Annotated in this window: 14 protein-coding genes; 9 read left to right on the forward strand and 5 right to left on the reverse strand. The window is 74.6% G+C overall.

The features are described from left to right. Positions 1 to 497: 497 nt before the first annotated feature. From ACFWEG_RS00650 to ACFWEG_RS00665, 4 genes are all read left to right on the forward strand, one after another. Positions 498 to 1,400 (forward strand): CPBP family intramembrane glutamic endopeptidase, encoded by a 903-nt coding sequence (locus ACFWEG_RS00650; RefSeq protein ID WP_387207696.1) that lies wholly within the window; start codon positions 498 to 500, stop codon positions 1,398 to 1,400. A 509-nt stretch (positions 1,401 to 1,909) separates the two neighbouring features. Then, on the forward strand, positions 1,910 to 2,194 hold the full coding sequence (locus ACFWEG_RS00655) for a hypothetical protein (protein WP_387207582.1): 285 nt from the start codon (positions 1,910 to 1,912) through the stop codon (positions 2,192 to 2,194). 230 nt (positions 2,195 to 2,424) lie between these two features. Next, positions 2,425 to 2,670, forward strand: a complete 246-nt coding sequence (locus ACFWEG_RS00660; RefSeq protein ID WP_387207584.1) for a hypothetical protein — start codon at positions 2,425 to 2,427, stop codon at positions 2,668 to 2,670. Further along, positions 2,667 to 2,822, forward strand: a complete 156-nt coding sequence (locus ACFWEG_RS00665; protein WP_387207586.1) for a hypothetical protein — start codon at positions 2,667 to 2,669, stop codon at positions 2,820 to 2,822. Before ACFWEG_RS00660 ends, ACFWEG_RS00665 begins: the two co-directional genes overlap by 4 nt. Before the next feature lie 163 nt (positions 2,823 to 2,985). On the opposite strand, the gene ACFWEG_RS00670 is transcribed toward ACFWEG_RS00665, so the two are convergent. Both ACFWEG_RS00670 and ACFWEG_RS00675 read right to left on the reverse strand, forming a co-directional pair. Next, positions 2,986 to 3,333 (reverse strand): tetratricopeptide repeat protein, encoded by a 348-nt coding sequence (locus ACFWEG_RS00670; protein ID WP_387207588.1) that lies wholly within the window; start codon positions 3,331 to 3,333, stop codon positions 2,986 to 2,988. A 209-nt stretch (positions 3,334 to 3,542) separates the two neighbouring features. Then, entirely contained in the window at positions 3,543 to 5,804 is a 2,262-nt protein-coding gene (locus tag ACFWEG_RS00675; protein ID WP_387207590.1) for an MMPL family transporter, read from the reverse strand. A gap of 173 nt (positions 5,805 to 5,977) precedes the next feature. Here ACFWEG_RS00675 and ACFWEG_RS00680 point away from each other — a divergent pair, with 173 nt between their 5' ends. From ACFWEG_RS00680 to ACFWEG_RS00690, 3 genes are all read left to right on the forward strand, one after another. Next, positions 5,978 to 7,150, forward strand: coding sequence for a sensor histidine kinase (locus ACFWEG_RS00680; protein WP_387207592.1), 1,173 nt, complete (start codon positions 5,978 to 5,980; stop codon positions 7,148 to 7,150). Further along, entirely contained in the window at positions 7,125 to 7,787 is a 663-nt protein-coding gene (locus ACFWEG_RS00685) for a response regulator (protein WP_387207594.1), read from the forward strand. Before ACFWEG_RS00680 ends, ACFWEG_RS00685 begins: the two co-directional genes overlap by 26 nt. 69 nt (positions 7,788 to 7,856) lie before the next feature. Further along, the gene (locus ACFWEG_RS00690) at positions 7,857 to 8,213 is read left to right on the forward strand and encodes a hypothetical protein (protein WP_387207596.1); all 357 of its coding nucleotides are present in this window, start codon (positions 7,857 to 7,859) and stop codon (positions 8,211 to 8,213) included. A 119-nt stretch (positions 8,214 to 8,332) separates the two neighbouring features. Here the strand turns inward: ACFWEG_RS00690 and ACFWEG_RS00695 are convergent, their stop codons facing one another. Then, a complete protein-coding gene (locus ACFWEG_RS00695; protein ID WP_387207598.1) occupies positions 8,333 to 9,625 on the reverse strand; it encodes a hypothetical protein in 1,293 nt (430 codons plus the stop codon). Between the two features lie 258 nt (positions 9,626 to 9,883). On the opposite strand from ACFWEG_RS00695, the gene ACFWEG_RS00700 reads away from it, so the two are divergent. Together ACFWEG_RS00700 and ACFWEG_RS00705 are read left to right on the forward strand one after the other, a co-directional pair. After that, the gene (locus ACFWEG_RS00700) at positions 9,884 to 10,804 is read left to right on the forward strand and encodes a glycoside hydrolase family 19 protein (RefSeq protein ID WP_387207600.1); all 921 of its coding nucleotides are present in this window, start codon (positions 9,884 to 9,886) and stop codon (positions 10,802 to 10,804) included. 115 nt (positions 10,805 to 10,919) lie between these two features. Further along, positions 10,920 to 11,267 carry a hypothetical protein gene (locus ACFWEG_RS00705; RefSeq protein WP_387207602.1) on the forward strand — a complete coding sequence of 116 codons (348 nt, stop codon included), beginning with the start codon at positions 10,920 to 10,922 and terminating at the stop codon, positions 11,265 to 11,267. Between the two features lie 648 nt (positions 11,268 to 11,915). Here the strand turns inward: ACFWEG_RS00705 and ACFWEG_RS00710 are convergent. Then, a complete protein-coding gene (locus ACFWEG_RS00710) occupies positions 11,916 to 13,169 on the reverse strand; it encodes a DUF6357 family protein (RefSeq protein ID WP_387207604.1) in 1,254 nt (417 codons plus the stop codon). Between the two features lie 97 nt (positions 13,170 to 13,266). After that, on the reverse strand, positions 13,267 to 13,920 hold the full coding sequence (locus ACFWEG_RS00715) for a hypothetical protein (protein WP_387207606.1): 654 nt from the start codon (positions 13,918 to 13,920) through the stop codon (positions 13,267 to 13,269). Positions 13,921 to 13,949 lie beyond the last annotated feature (29 nt).

The following is a 13,949-nucleotide window of genomic DNA, read 5'->3' on the forward strand; positions in this document are numbered from 1 at the left end:
GGGCCGCCGGGGCCGCACCTATCGTCCGGCCGGCCGCTTCGGGGGGCCGGACCGCGACCCCGCGCAGCCCACGGTCGCCGAGTGGCGCTGTCTGCGCCAGGAGGCGGACGGACTCGCTTACGCCTGGCGCGGGCCGTGCGAGGCCCCGATCGACGCGGCACCCGCCGGGCCGGCCGTGCGTCGCCTCTGTCCGTAGCGTTGACCGGGACGGACACGCCGGACTCCGCCGCGAGGGGACGGATCGCCACGACGGCGGGCACGGTCGTCGCGCGTCCTCCGCTCCAGGCCGGAGGCGGCATTGACGTCGTACACCGGGCGCCAGCAAGATCCCCCGTGTGAATCCCGATATACCGCCCTCGCCCTGGGCCCCGCCCGCGCCCCCGCCACCGGCCGAGGGGGCCGCCGGGCCGCAGGGACCCGGGGCCGGGTGGCCGCCGCAGGGTGCCGGGCAGGGTTGGCCGACGGCGCCGCCCGTGGTCGTCCCGCCGGTGGGGCCCGTGCGGGCCGCGGCCGGGGCGCGGTACGACCAGCAGGGGCGCAACGGGCGGGGCGGCAGGTTCGCGTGGCTCGGGGAGCTGTCGCTCGTCGTGTTCCTGGTCGCCGTGGGTCTGCTGGTCGTCGTCGTGATCGGGGCCGTCCTCGCGGCGGTGCTGGACGCGGAGCCCGCGTCGGCGGACAGCGAGATGACCTTCGAGGACCCCGTCGCCGACACGGCCATCCAGCTCGTCGGCATCGCGATCGGGATCCCGATCGTCCTGTGGGGCGCGCGGTATCTGAACAAGCGTCCGGCCGGCACCGTCTCCTCGGTCCTGGGCCGGCTGCGGTGGAAGTGGCTCGGGCTGTGCACCGCTGTCGCCCTTCCGCTGGTCGCCGTCCAGTTCGGCGTGCTGTTCGCCTGGGCCTGGGCGGACGGGTCCGCCGAGCCGACCGGGGACGGCTTCCCCGGCTGGACGACGCTTCTCGTGAGCCTGGCGATGCTCGCGGCGCTGGTGCCGTTCCAGGCGGCGGCCGAGGAGTACGTCTTCCGGGGCTGGCTGGTCCAGGTGATCGGGCGGGCCGTGCGGTCGCCCTGGCCCGCCGTCGTCGTCTCGTCGTTCCTGTTCGCCCTGGCCCACGGCTTCGGCGAACCCTCCGGGTTCGTCCTCCTCCTCTACTCGGCGCTGTGGTGGGGCTGGCTGGTCATCCGCACCGGCGGCCTGGAGGCGGCGATCAGCCTCCACACCGCCAACAACCTGCTCGCCTTCGGCCTCGCGGCCGGCTTCGGCGACCTGGCCTCCACCGAGACGGCCGCCGACGCCCCCTGGCAGGCGACGGTCGTCGAGTTCGTCTTCGCCCCGCTCTACTGCCTGGGGATCGCGTGGCTCGCCAAGCGGCGGGGGGTCGAGCGGGTGACGCCCTGACCGGCGACGTCTCCGACCGCCGTCCGAGATGCCGGCGCCTCGTCAGCTTGCGACGGATGACCTCTGCGGGGGCGTCGTCGAGGCGTGCCCGCGGTGCCCGCCGCCAGCGCCGGAGAGGCGGCGAGGGTGACGGGCTCCTCCGACGGCCCTTCGGCCGGTCGCCGTCCCGGTCAACCGCAGCTCCGCTACCCGCCGGACCCGTCGGCCCACGTCCAGCGTCACCGGTCCCCCGTCCCGTCGTCGTTCGTCGGCGGCCCGGTGCGCGAGGCGTCTCCGGGCGCCCGGCCCGGGCAGGGCACCAGCCTTGAGGAGCCGGCGGCTCGTCACGACGTCGGCGAGTCCTCGCCACCGGCGAGGCGTTCGGCAGCCGCCCCGCCCGTCGCAAGGTTGGCACCAAGCCGCGCCACGGGACGCCTGAAGCCCCGCCCGCCTGAAACGTCAGGAGGCTGACCAGGTTGGATGGCTCTATGGTGGGACGGAAACCGGAGGGAAGGCGACCGCCCTTCGGCATGCCAACGGGAATCGTCCTGCTCGCGACGCCGGAAGGCTGGCGTCACAGTGTCCTCACCGTGGACGGCGGGATGCGCTGCGGGCGCCTCACGGGCATTCCGGTCGACGCCGGCTCGGCCGAGGCCCGGGCCGCCGCAGCGGCCATGGTGATCGGACTCGCGCATGACTTCCACGAAACGCGGGTCGAGGTGACCTGGAATTCGCCCCAGGAACCCGGGGCCTGGACCGCCCTGGTGATCGCTGCCGCGCCCCAGCCGAATACCTCTGTTCGAACGACGAGCTGAGTTCCCCGAAGCCGTCGAAGGAGTTCTCCCGATCCCGGACGGCCGCAGTCGTCGCATCGGTGGCCATCCGATACGAGAGCTGCAAGGCACGGACGAGGCCGACCCCCGTCCTCGTCGAGCACCTCGACGCCCGATGGCGTCCGCGCCTTCGCCGCCGCTTCAGTCGTTCACCCCCGCAGGGTGGTCGGTGGCCGTACTGGGCAGTCCTTACGACGGGGGGACCGGGAGACATGACTGACGGCGTCGAACTGTGGCTGCTCAGTTCAGGCCGATACTGGGGAGCGAGCGTGATGGCCGCCTTCGGAGCGCGTGGCCTTGAGCGGTGGGACTTCATGGCCGTCATGTCGGCCGTCTTCTGCGTGGCCGCTCTCGGCGCCGGCCTCTGGACCACGTGGGAGTTCGTCCGCACGCCGCGCCCGTATGCGACGGCCCTCGCCGCCTTCAAGGAAAGAGAACGCGCTGAGCGATCGGGTTGACGCGTCGTGCTGTCGATGCCGGCCCGCTTCTGACCCTCGACGTCGCGAGCCGTCCCGCCGACGGCGCCGCGCTGCTCAAGCTGCTGACGAACGACGTGCCGCCGGTCGCCGCCAGGGAGATCGCGACCGGCCGGCACACAAGCGTGCTGTGAGTCGGCGATGCGGAGATGACGTCCGAACCGCCGACGTCGGTCCCGTCAGAGGGAGAGCCGGGGTCGCCGGTCCGGCCGGCCGCCGGACCTGCCGGACCCGTCGGGGACACCCGGGGGCGCCGGGGCCGTCGCCGCCGGCGCCCCCGAGGGGAGTACCGCGAGGTCACATGCCGTCGAAGTCACCTGCGAGCGCCGCCGCCATCCGCAGGTGCGGTACGGCCTCGGTGTCCCGGCCCTGCCGCTCGAGCGTGCGGCCCAGCATCAGCCGGGCGTACTGCTCGACCGGGTCGAGCTCGAGGACCGTGCGCAGTTCGGCCTCCGCACGCCGCAGCTGCGCCGAGTGGTAGTAGGCGCGGGCGAGCAGCAGACGCGGGGCCACCTGCTGCGGTGCCTCGTCGGCCAGGGCGTCGAGGATCCCCGCCGCCGTGGCGTACTCCTTGGCGTCGAAGAACTGCCGCGCGCGCTCCCAGCGCTCCGCCGCGGTTCCGTGGTCGTAGTAGGTCGTGTCCACTGCCGCCTCCTTCACAAGGGTCCCAACAGGGGCGTGACCGTTCGCATTCCACCGCCCGGCTGACGCGGACCACCCGGCGGCATCTCCGCGCCGCCCTCAGCGGGACGGCGCACCCCCGAGGCGTGGTCGGACCTCCCGCACGCGGGCGGGGGCGCGGACGAAAGCTGTCGGGGAGTTCGGCCCCCTGCCGGCCGCGCGCGGGAGGCGGGTCAGCGGTCGACCGGGTGGGGAGGGGCGGGTTCGGGCGTGGGCCGCGGGGCGGTGGGGATCGGGCCGCGGGGAAGGACGCGGTCCAGCCACGTCGGCAGCCACCAGTTGGCCCGGCCGAGGAGCGTCATCGTCGCCGGTACCAGCACCATGCGGACGACCGTGGCGTCGACGAGGATCGCGGTGGCCAGGCCGAGCCCGAACATCTTGGTGGAGGGGTCCTCGGCGACGACGAAGGACAGGAAGACCGCCGCCATGACGAGCGCGGCCGAGGTGATGATCCGGGCGGTGCGCGAGACGCCCTCGACGATCGCAGTGCCGTTGTCGCCGGTGCGCAGGTACTCCTCCCGCACGCGGGAGAGGAGGAACACCTCGTAGTCCATCGACAGCCCGAACAGGATGGCGAAGAGGAACATCGGGATGAACGACACGATCGGGACCGTCGCCTCAAGGCCGATGAGCGCGCCTCCCCAACCCCACTGGAAGACCGCCACCAGGACGCCGTAGGCCGCGCCGATGCTCAGCAGGTTGAGCAGGACCGCCTTGAGCGGCACGAGCACCGAGCGGAAGACCGGCACGAGCAGCAGGAACGACATCGCCAGCACGGCGGCGACGAACAGCGGCAGGCGCTCGCTGGTGCGCCGGCCCACGTCGGACAGGCTCGCGGTGGCGCCGCCGACGTGGGCCCTGGCGGGGCCGTCGCCGATCGCGGAGGGCAGCACGTCGGCGCGCAGGCGGGCGACGGTGTCGGCCGTGGCCTCGTCCTGAGGGCTGGTGGTCGGGAACACCACGAGGGTCGCGATGCCGGTGGCCCGGTCGACGTGCGCCGGCGCGACGGACGCGATGCCGGGGTCCGCCGCGACCGCCGTGACGAGCCGGTCCAGCACACCGGCATCACCGGAGGGGTCCGCGGCGACGACGAGGGGGCCGTTGGTGCCCGGGCCGAACCCCTCGGCGACGAGGTCGTGGGCGCGGCGCTCGGTACGGCTGTGGGGCAGCGAGCCGTCGTCGGGCAGGCCGACGCGCAGGCCGAGCACGGGCAGCGTCGCCGTCAGCAGCAGCCCCGCCGCGCCGATCGCGTACGGCAGCGGGTGCCGGTTGACGTGCCCGATCCAGCGGCGCCACCCGGCCGCACGGGCGGTGCCCGCCGCCGCGTCCCGCCGCGGTGCGCGCCGGCCCGGCCGACCGGTCCGCAGCGCCCGGCCGATCCGGCCGGCCCCGGCCAGGCGTGGGCCGGCGGCGCCAAGGAAGGCCGGCAGCAGCGTCACCGACGCGGCCACCATGATGAGGACGACGAGCGAGACGGCGATCCCGCCCACCGTCATGAACGGCACGTCCGCGACGGCCAGGCCGAGGATCGACACGACGACGACGCCACCGGCGAGGACCACCGGCCTCCCCGCCGTGGCCACCGCCCGACCCGCCGCCTCGCGGGGATCGAGCCCCCGCGCGAGGTACTCGCGGTGCCTGGCGAGCACGAACAGCGCGTAGTCGACGCCCACCCCGAGCCCGACCATGCTGCCCAGGACGGGCGCGAAGGTCGGGACGTCCGTCACCCCCGCCAGGACCGTCATCACGGCGACTCCGATGGCCAGCCCGAAGACCGCCATGCCGATCGGCAGCGCCGCGGCGAGCAGCGAACCGAACGCGAGGAACAGGATCGCGGCCGCGGCGAGCAGGCCGATCAGCTCGCTCGTGCCGCCGGCGGGGTCGGAGAACGCGAAGAACAGGTTCCCGCCCATCTCGATCCGCAGCGGCAGGTCGGCGCGCAGCCGGTCGCCGAGAGCGACGAGGGCGTCGAGGTCCGCGGCCGACAGCCGGCTCTGGTCGGGGTACTGCACCCGGACGACCGCGATCCGCCCGTCGGCCGAGACGAGGCCGTCGCGCACGGCGGCGTCTCCGCCCGCGTCGAGTGCCGCCCCCGGGTCGCTCGTGCCGAGCACGCGCGGCAGCCGCTCCAGCTCGGTCCGCAGCCGCGTGAGAGCGGTGCGCGCGCCGTCGTCGTCGAAGAACGTCGCACCGTCGTCGACGGGGGTGACGACCACCTGGGCCGTCATCCCCTCCTGGCCGGTGCCCGCCCGCGCGATCAGTTCCGCCGCCCGCCGGGAGTCCAGTCCCGGAGCGGTCATCTCGTCCGCAGTGCGCCCGCCGAAGGCGACGGCGGCGAGGACGGCGAGCGCGGCGGCGACCAGCCAGATCGCGATCACCCGCCAGGGGCGGCGGGCGGCGCCCGCACCCAGACGCGACAGGGCTTTCGAGAGCATCGGTCCTCCAAGAGGCTCGGCGGCCGCCCTGGTGCGGCCGCCGATGCCGAGGCTCGTCGCCGCGGCGTTCGGCGGCATCGGCCGGCGGGCCGCGGATCCGTCGGCCCCGGGGCGGAGTGACGAGCCGTCCTTTCGGCCGATGCGCGGCCCGCCGCGATCCCTAGGCTGGAGGCGTGCTCCGAGACGACCTGCGCACCCTGTGGACCGAACCCCGGCCGTCCGACGCGCCCGCCCGGGTGCGGCGGGACTGGGCACTGCTCGCCGCGGGCGTCGCCGGCACGGCGCTGGAGGCCGTCCTGCGGGAGGAGGTCGTGTGGCGGCCGGTGGCGGTGCTGCTCAGCGTATGGCTGTGCGTGCTGCCCCTGTGGCGCCGGACCCGCCCGCTGGCGACGGTGGCGCTGGCGTTCGGCGCGGTGCTCCTGGTCGCGGTGGCCTCGCTCGTCGCCGCTCCGCGTGAGCCCGTCGGGCTGTACACCGGCGCGGTCGTGCTCGTGCTGGTGTACGCGCTGCCCCGGTGGGGGTCGGGACGCGAGATCGTGCTGGGCGGCGCGGTGGTCCTCACCGTCGGCGTGCTGTGCGTCGCCATGGACGGGACCCCCGTCGTCGAGAAGGTCGTGGGCGTCGTCTTCCTGCTGCTGCCCGGTGTGCTCGGGGCCGCCGTGCGGTTCCGGGTGACCGCTCGCGAGCGGCAGTCGGAGCAGCTGCGCTCCCGCGAGCGCGAGCAGCTCGCCCGGGAACTGCACGACACGGTGGCCCACCACGTGTCGGCCATGGTGATCATCGCCCAGGCCGGCCGGGTGCTCGCGGACACCGATCCGTCCGCCGCCGTCGAGGCCCTGGAAGGGGTCGAGGAGGAAGGCGCGCGCACGCTGGAGGAGATGCGCGCCATGGTCGCCGCGCTGCGCGACCGCGGGGTCGGCGCCGAGCTCGCGCCCCCGGCCGGAGTCGCGGACCTGGAGCGCCTGGTGCGCACCCCGGGGGGCCGCCTGAGGGTCGACCTGCGGCTGGACGGCGAACTGGGCGCGCTGCCACCGGCCGTGGACGCGGCCGTCTACCGGATCGTGCAGGAGTCGGCGACCAACGCGCTGCGCCACGCGGTCGACGCGACCGAGCTCGTCGTCCGGGTCTCCGCGCAACGGCACACCGTGCGGGTGAGCGTGCGCGACGACGGCCGGCGCACCGGCCGGGGCCGCGACGGGTACGGTCTCACCGGGCTGCGCGAGCGCGCGACCCTGCTCGGCGGCACCCTGCGAGCCGGCCCGGGCGCCGACCGGGGCTGGCACGTCGAGGCCGAACTGCCCGGGGCGAGGAGCGAGAGCGATGTCCGTTCGCGTCCTCGTCGCTGACGACCAGGCGATCATCCGCACCGGGCTGCGGATCATGCTGAACGCCCGACCCGGCATCGAGGTGGTCGGCGAGGCCGCCGACGGGGGCGAAGCGGTCCGCATGGCCCGCGAACTACGCCCCGACGTCTGCCTGTTCGACATCCGCATGCCGGTGCTCGACGGGCTGGAGGCCACCCGGCTCGTCGCCGGCCCGGACGTCGCCGACCCGCCGGCCGTGGTCGTCATCACCACGTTCGACCTCGACGAGTACGTCTACGGCGCGCTGCGCGCCGGCGCCCGCGGCTTCCTCCTCAAGGACACGGGGCCGGACCTGCTGGCGCAGGCCGTGCGGTCGGCGTCCGACGGCGAGGCGCTCATCGCGCCCAGCGTCACCGTCCGTCTGCTCCGGACGTTCGCCGACCTGCCCGCCGGCCGGCCCGCGGCCCAGCCGGTCGCCCCCGTCACCGCCCGCGAGGAGCAGGTGCTCCTCGCCGTCGCCCGCGGGTTGACCAACACCGAGATCGCCGACGCGCTGCACATCAGCCTCAGCACGGTGAAGACGCACCTGGCCAGCCTGATGGCCAAGCTCGGCGCCCGCAACCGGGTCGAGATCGCGATGTGGGCGTACGAGACGCGCCGCATCCTCCCCGGCCCCTGAGCCGCGCCCCGGGCCGTGCCCCATGGGCGCCCGCCCACCCGGCCGGGACCCGCCGACCCGGGCCGGCCCGTGCAGGACAAGGCCGTCGCCGCCGCTGACGAGCCCAGGGGCGCCGAGAAGAAGGGCGGACCCGCTGCCGAGGAGAAGACGCAGGCCGAAGCGTTCCAGGCCTGCGTCGCGAAGTCCGGCACGCCGACGGAGAAGAGCGCCGTCGAGGACGTCACGAAGGTGACCGGCACGGACAAGCGCAACGACATCCTCGACGCGGCCGAGGTGTACACCGACTTCACCGGCGGCATGGTGGGCCCGCACGCCGGCAAGGGCAAGCTGATCGCGTCGGCGTTCGCGTCCTGCCACGAGTCGGGGAACGGGCTCGTGACCGTCTACGACCAGGACGGGGAGATCCTCTCCAGCGGCAACTACTAGGCCGTACTCCAGAAGCCGGTGACCGTCCGGCGGCCGCCGGGGGAGTCGCGGGCGGCCGACCGCATGACGAGGTCGAAGGCGACGGCGTCGGAGGGGTCCGTCCGCGCCGCGCCTTGGGGTCAGCGAGGGCTGAGGGTGGCGCCGAAGGCGAGCAGGGCCGTGCGGGCCGCGGGGTAGACGTCGGCGGGGAAGCGCCGGTCGGAGGTGAGGGTCGCTTCGAGCAGCGGCTTCGCGGCGGAGGCCTGGGCGCCGACGCGGGCGACGTACTCGACCGCCGCACGACAGGGCTCGTCGGCACGGCCTGAGTTCAGAGGTGCCAGGGCGGCCAGCGGGACCGGGACGGCGGCGTCGGTGTCGCCGGTGAGGCGCCACCAGGCATGGGCGGCCTGGACGCGGGTCCACGGGCCGGGGGACTCCAGGAGGGGGCGGACCGCGGTCGCGTACCGCCCCGCCCGGGGTCCCAGCTCCGCCAGGCGCGGGAGGCCGGCGTAGCCGAGGCCTCGGGGTGTCTCGCCCTCCAGGAAGGCGAGGAAGACCTTCGGGTCCCCGGTGATCCGCCAGTGGGCCCACGCCGCGTTCTGCGCGCCGTGCCATCGGCGGATGCCGATCGGCAGCGGGGTGCCGCCGTCGTGGCGGGGTGGTTGCGAGACGCCGAGGGCGAAGCCCGCGAGGACGTCCGCCGCGGGCGCCGCCGCCGCGCCGATACTGCCGAGCACGTCGCAGGCCCATCGCACGTTGCGCGTGGCGAGCGTCGACAGCAGTTCCGGGACCGCCGCGCCCGCGGCGGGACCCCACACGGCCAGTGCCGAGAGGACCGGGCGCAGTCCTTCGTGGCCGGCGGAGTGGACGAGCAGGCGGCGGATCCCGGGGAGCAGCACGTCGGCCGATCCCACCATCGGTCGCAGGACCTCGCCGAGCGAGGTCGCCAGGAAGAGCGGCAGTCGGCCGCCGGCCTCCAGCCACCGTTGGACCGGGGCGAGGGCTCCCGGGTGGCCCAGACGGGCGAGAGCCAGCGCCGCGGGTCCGGCGACCCGTTCGTAGGGGTCGTCGGCAGCCGCGAGCAGGGCGCGGACGGCCGATGTGACGTCCTGCGTGGAGTCGGCCGACACGAGCCGCGCCAACGCCAGCGCCGCGTCGCCCCGGACGTGTGACTGACGGGACTCCACGCATCGCACCAAACCGGCCACCAATTCCGGCCGGGGCGCGCGCCACCCCTGCAGGATGTCCGAGGCGATGCAGACCGCGCCCTCGACCACCACGGAGGACGCGGAGTCGAACCCGCGCAGCGCCAGCGCGACCCCGCGGTCGACGTGCGCGGACTCGTCCAGCCGCAGATCGTCCGGATCCACTCCCTCGGCTGCCAGCAGCTTCCGCGCCGCGAAGCCGTGGACCGCCCCCGTCCCGAGCGCCATGGCCCGCAGGGTACAGCGACGCAATCCCTGTGGATCACCCCGCGTCGCCTACGTTCCACCCCTCCACCGCCCCTTCTCGCTCCGACGTGCGGGTCGCCGGAAGGCCGTCTGCCGGTTTTCGTCGGACGACCTTCCGGCGGGGCTTCGTGGACGCCCCGTCAGATATGTGTGCGACGCATGTTGGTCTAGACCTTGACAGGTCCAGACCACTGCGGTGTGATCGGCGCATCCTGAACCCCCACTCAAGGATGTGGTGACGTGTCACGCCTGCCCGCAGTCAGAGTCTCCCGATGGATCGCCTCGCTCGCCGCCGCAGCACTCCTCGCGGTGCTGCTGCCGTTGTTCGCGGCCGGGAGCGCCGCGGCAGCGGCGTGTGCCGGTGCGTGGAGTGCGAGCGCGGTGTACACGCAGGGGAACACCGTCTCGCTGAACGGCCGGAACTATGAGGCCAAGTGGTGGACGCAGAACGAACGGCCGGGCACCACCGGTGAGTGGGGCGTCTGGAAGGACCTGGGCGTCTGCGGGGGCGGCGGCGGAGGCGGCGAGAACCCCGACCCGTCCGGATTCATCGTCTCCGAGGCCCAGTTCAACCAGATGTTCCCGAGCCGGAACAGCTTCTACACCTACGCCGGCCTGGTGGACGCGGCGAAGACGTTCCCCCTGTTCACGAAGGAGGGCAGCGACACCGTCCGCAAGCAGGAGGCCGCCGCGTTCCTCGCGAACGTCAGCCACGAGACCGGTGGGCTGCGGTACGTCGTCGAGCAGAACACGGCCAACTACCCGCACTACTGCGACACTTCGCAGTCGTACGGCTGCCCGGCCGGCCAGGCCGCGTACTACGGCCGCGGGCCGGTCCAGCTGAGCTGGAACTTCAACTACAAGGCCGCCGGCGACTACCTCGGCCTCGACCTGCTGCGCAACCCGTACCTGGTCGAGCAGAACCCGTCCGTCGCCTGGCGCACCGGCCTGTGGTACTGGAGCACGCAGAACGGCCCCGGCACGATGACCCCGCACTTCGCGATGGTCAACCAGCGCGGCTTCGGAGAGACGATCCGCTCCATCAACGGCTCGCTGGAGTGCAACGGCCGCAACCCCGCGCAGGTCCAGAGCCGCATCAACAACTACCAGAGCTTCACGTCCATCCTGGGTGTGGCCCCGGGGTCCAACCTGAGCTGCTGACCGCCTTCCCCGCGCTGACGGGCCGTACCGGAGGGGCCTCGCCTCCGGTACGGCCCGTCGTGCCGTGCGCGGTACTGTCGTCCGGGACGTACCGGTACGAGCGGGGTGGGATGCCATGGGTGACACCGAGCGGGAGCAGGGCTTCCTGGACGGGCTGCGGGCGGCGAACCAGGTGCTGCCCGGTGAGGAGGCGGTGAGCGGCAGTGCGGCGCGGGCCGCGTCTGCGCTCGACGGTCAACTCGCGGCGTTGCGGGCGGAGGTGGCCGAGCAGGATGCCCAACTCGCCTTCCTCGACCGGCTGCACGCCGCCGCCCCCGAGCTCGCCCGCATCGAGCGGCTCCACCCGGACGCGACCTCCGTCGCCGACCTCTTCGACCGCGCGGGCGTCACCCCGGAGTCGGTCGGTCTCCTCCCCGACGATCTCCCGCGCGTGGAGGCGCACTTGAGGGAACTGCGGCAGTGAGCCTTGTCGCTGTGCGGCGTCCCCGCAGTGGGGATTCGCCGCTGCGCGGCTGGTGCGGAGTGTGGATTCGCCGCTGCGCGGCTCGTCCGGAGTGTGGATTCGCCGCTGCGCGGCTTGGGCGGCGGGAGGGGAGGGGGTCCGCCGCTGCGCTGCGATTCCAGGGAGTTCTGCCGCTGCGCGGCAGGTGCCACGCCGCTGTGCGGCTCGCCCGGAGCGTAGGCCCCCGTTGTGCGGGGGCCTCACACGCTGCTGTGCGGCGTGTCCGGAGTGAGGGTCCGCCGCTGCGCTGGCCTGGGGTGCCCCCGCGGTGGCGAAGGAGCGAGGGGGTGCGCCCGACCGGCTCGCCCGGCCCCCGTACGGACGGGGCGCCTTGTCGGCGCGTCCCCTGCACTCGGGCATGTCTTGCACGACGGCGGCCGCAGGCGCCGTCACGGCCGCCGGACCCGCACGGGCCACCGCGCCCCGTCTCCGCGAGGCCCGCGCACGGCCGCCGGACCCGCATGGGCCACCGCACCTCCGCCCCCGCGAGGCCTGCGCTGTCACGGCCGCCGGACCCGCATGGGCCACCGCACCTCCGCCCTCGCGAGGCCTGCGCTGTCACGAGCGCCGGACCCGAGCGGGCCACCGCGCCCCCGCTCCGGGCGGCCCCTAGCGAGGCTTGCGTCGGCCTTTGCGGGCGCGTTCGAAGGTGGTGATGTCGGGGGTCCAGGGGCCGTGGGGGTCGAGTGCGGGGCAGCCGCCGTGGAGGAAGGCGTCGACCAGGGTTCGATAGGCGTCGAGCCCGTCGACGAAGGTGAACTCGACGTGGTAGCGGGAGTCCGTGTCGACGGCATCCTGGCGTACCGTCGTGACCCGGGAGGCGGAGTCGGCGTAGAAGAGGAGCTGCACGCCCTCGCCCGCCGTCTCGTCCTCGAGGGTGAACATGTCGCTGCCCGCGGCCGCGCGGTCCGCGACGAACTCCCAGAAGGCGGCGGAGGCACTGCGGGGGCCGCCCGGTAGCCACTGCTGCTCGACGCCCTTGGCGTCGGTGAACAGGAGCGCCGACCTGCCCGGGCCACCGCGGGGTGCGTCGGCGGGCTCCGCGTCGTCCGTGGGGGCGCTCCGAGTGCGGGTCGCGGTCTCCGCGCACATCAGGAAGCTCACCGAGCGGACGGTGTCGTCCGCGAGGTCGGGGTGGGTGCGGCGGACGGCCGCCTCGACCGCTGTCGCCACCCGGTCCCACGCACCCTTGTCCGTGGTGCGGTTCCCCCGTCGCGGGTCGAGACCGATCCGCAGCCCGGCGCACGCCTCCTCCGCGACGGCGATCACGCGCATCACCTTCGGCAGCATCGCGGCGGTGACCGCCCTGGGCGTCCGCCGGGGAACCGTCCCCCCGCGCGCGTACTGGCCGGTGTACCGCAGGATCGCCGTGTCCAGCGGGCCGAGCCGCTGTCCCCGCGCGGCGCGGCGGCGGTTCGCGGCGTACTCCTGGGCGCGCTGCGCGTTCGGCGTCTCCGTGGCCGAGCGCAGGGCCGCGCAGAGTTCCCCGCGCTCCAGGAGGCGGATGTCGGCTCCGTGGGCGACGAGCCGGCTCCGGTCCCACGGGATGCGGCCGAAGAGCGCGTCGACATCGGGAGCCGGGGCGAGGAGGACCGGGTCGAGCAGCGCGACCGCGGCGTCCTCGTCGAGCGGGCCGCGGGTTCCGGCGGCGTCGCACAGGGGAAGGAGCGCGCTCCACAGCAGGAGGTGGCGGGTCAGGTCGTCGCGGATCGCCGCGAGATGGACCGCCTCGAGCGGGAGCGTGAACGTCCGGGGATCGTGGTTGGCGTCCGCGCCGGCGCCGAGCATCAGCCTCAGCTCGCCGTCCTCGCGGACGACGGTCGGGATCCATCCGCTGCCGCGCGAGAACACGGTCTCCGTCACGGGGCCGCCGCCTCGGTCCGGCACCGGTCGGCCGCGGCCGGGCCGGGCGGGCGGCAGGCGTCGTGGCGGAGGCGCGGGGCCGCCTCGTACGGCACTCTCACGACCACCGTTCGCACGCGGCGGCGAGGCGGGCGTCCGTGTGCACCCAGACCTCGCCGCCGGCGGCATCGGCCGGGGCGTCGGCCCGTTCGAGGCCGAGGAACGCGATCAGGGCGAGTAGTTCGGCCCGTTCGGCCTCCTCCTCGTCGGCGTCGTAGGCGTCGAAGAAGACGTAGTAGCGGTCGCTCGGATCCACGATGCCCGAGTCGGCCCAGATGCGGGCGACCTCCTGGAGCGCCGCCGCCTCCGTCGTGAACACGGCGGCGCGGGCGGCGCCGCGTGCCGCCGGTGGCGCGTCGAGGTCGGTGAGGTCGGGGAACCACTGGCCGAAGTGGTCGAGCCCGGCGTGACCGTTCTCGAAGAACAGCATCGTGCTCGTGAGGTAGCGGTTGCCGCGGTCGATGCGGAGGTACTCCGTGCGAGGCCGGTCCGCGCCCCCGCGCCGGGCGATCGCACGCTGCTCGGGCATGAGGGCCAGGCTCTGGCCCGTCGACCCGTCGGCGATGGTGCAGGTGCCGGACTCCCGGCCGCCGAAGAACGCGGCGAACGCCTCGTAGGCCTCCTGCGGATCGGCCACGGAGACCTCTTCGGCGGTGCCGTCGGCGGTGGTGAACACGAACCGCCGGGGTGCGGGGGCGTACGGGCGGGCCATGGGCGTCCTTCGCTCGCGGGGTAAATCCC

Source organism: Streptomyces sp. NPDC060194 (assembly GCF_042728285.1).
Lineage (GTDB): Bacteria > Actinomycetota > Actinomycetes > Streptomycetales > Streptomycetaceae > Streptomyces.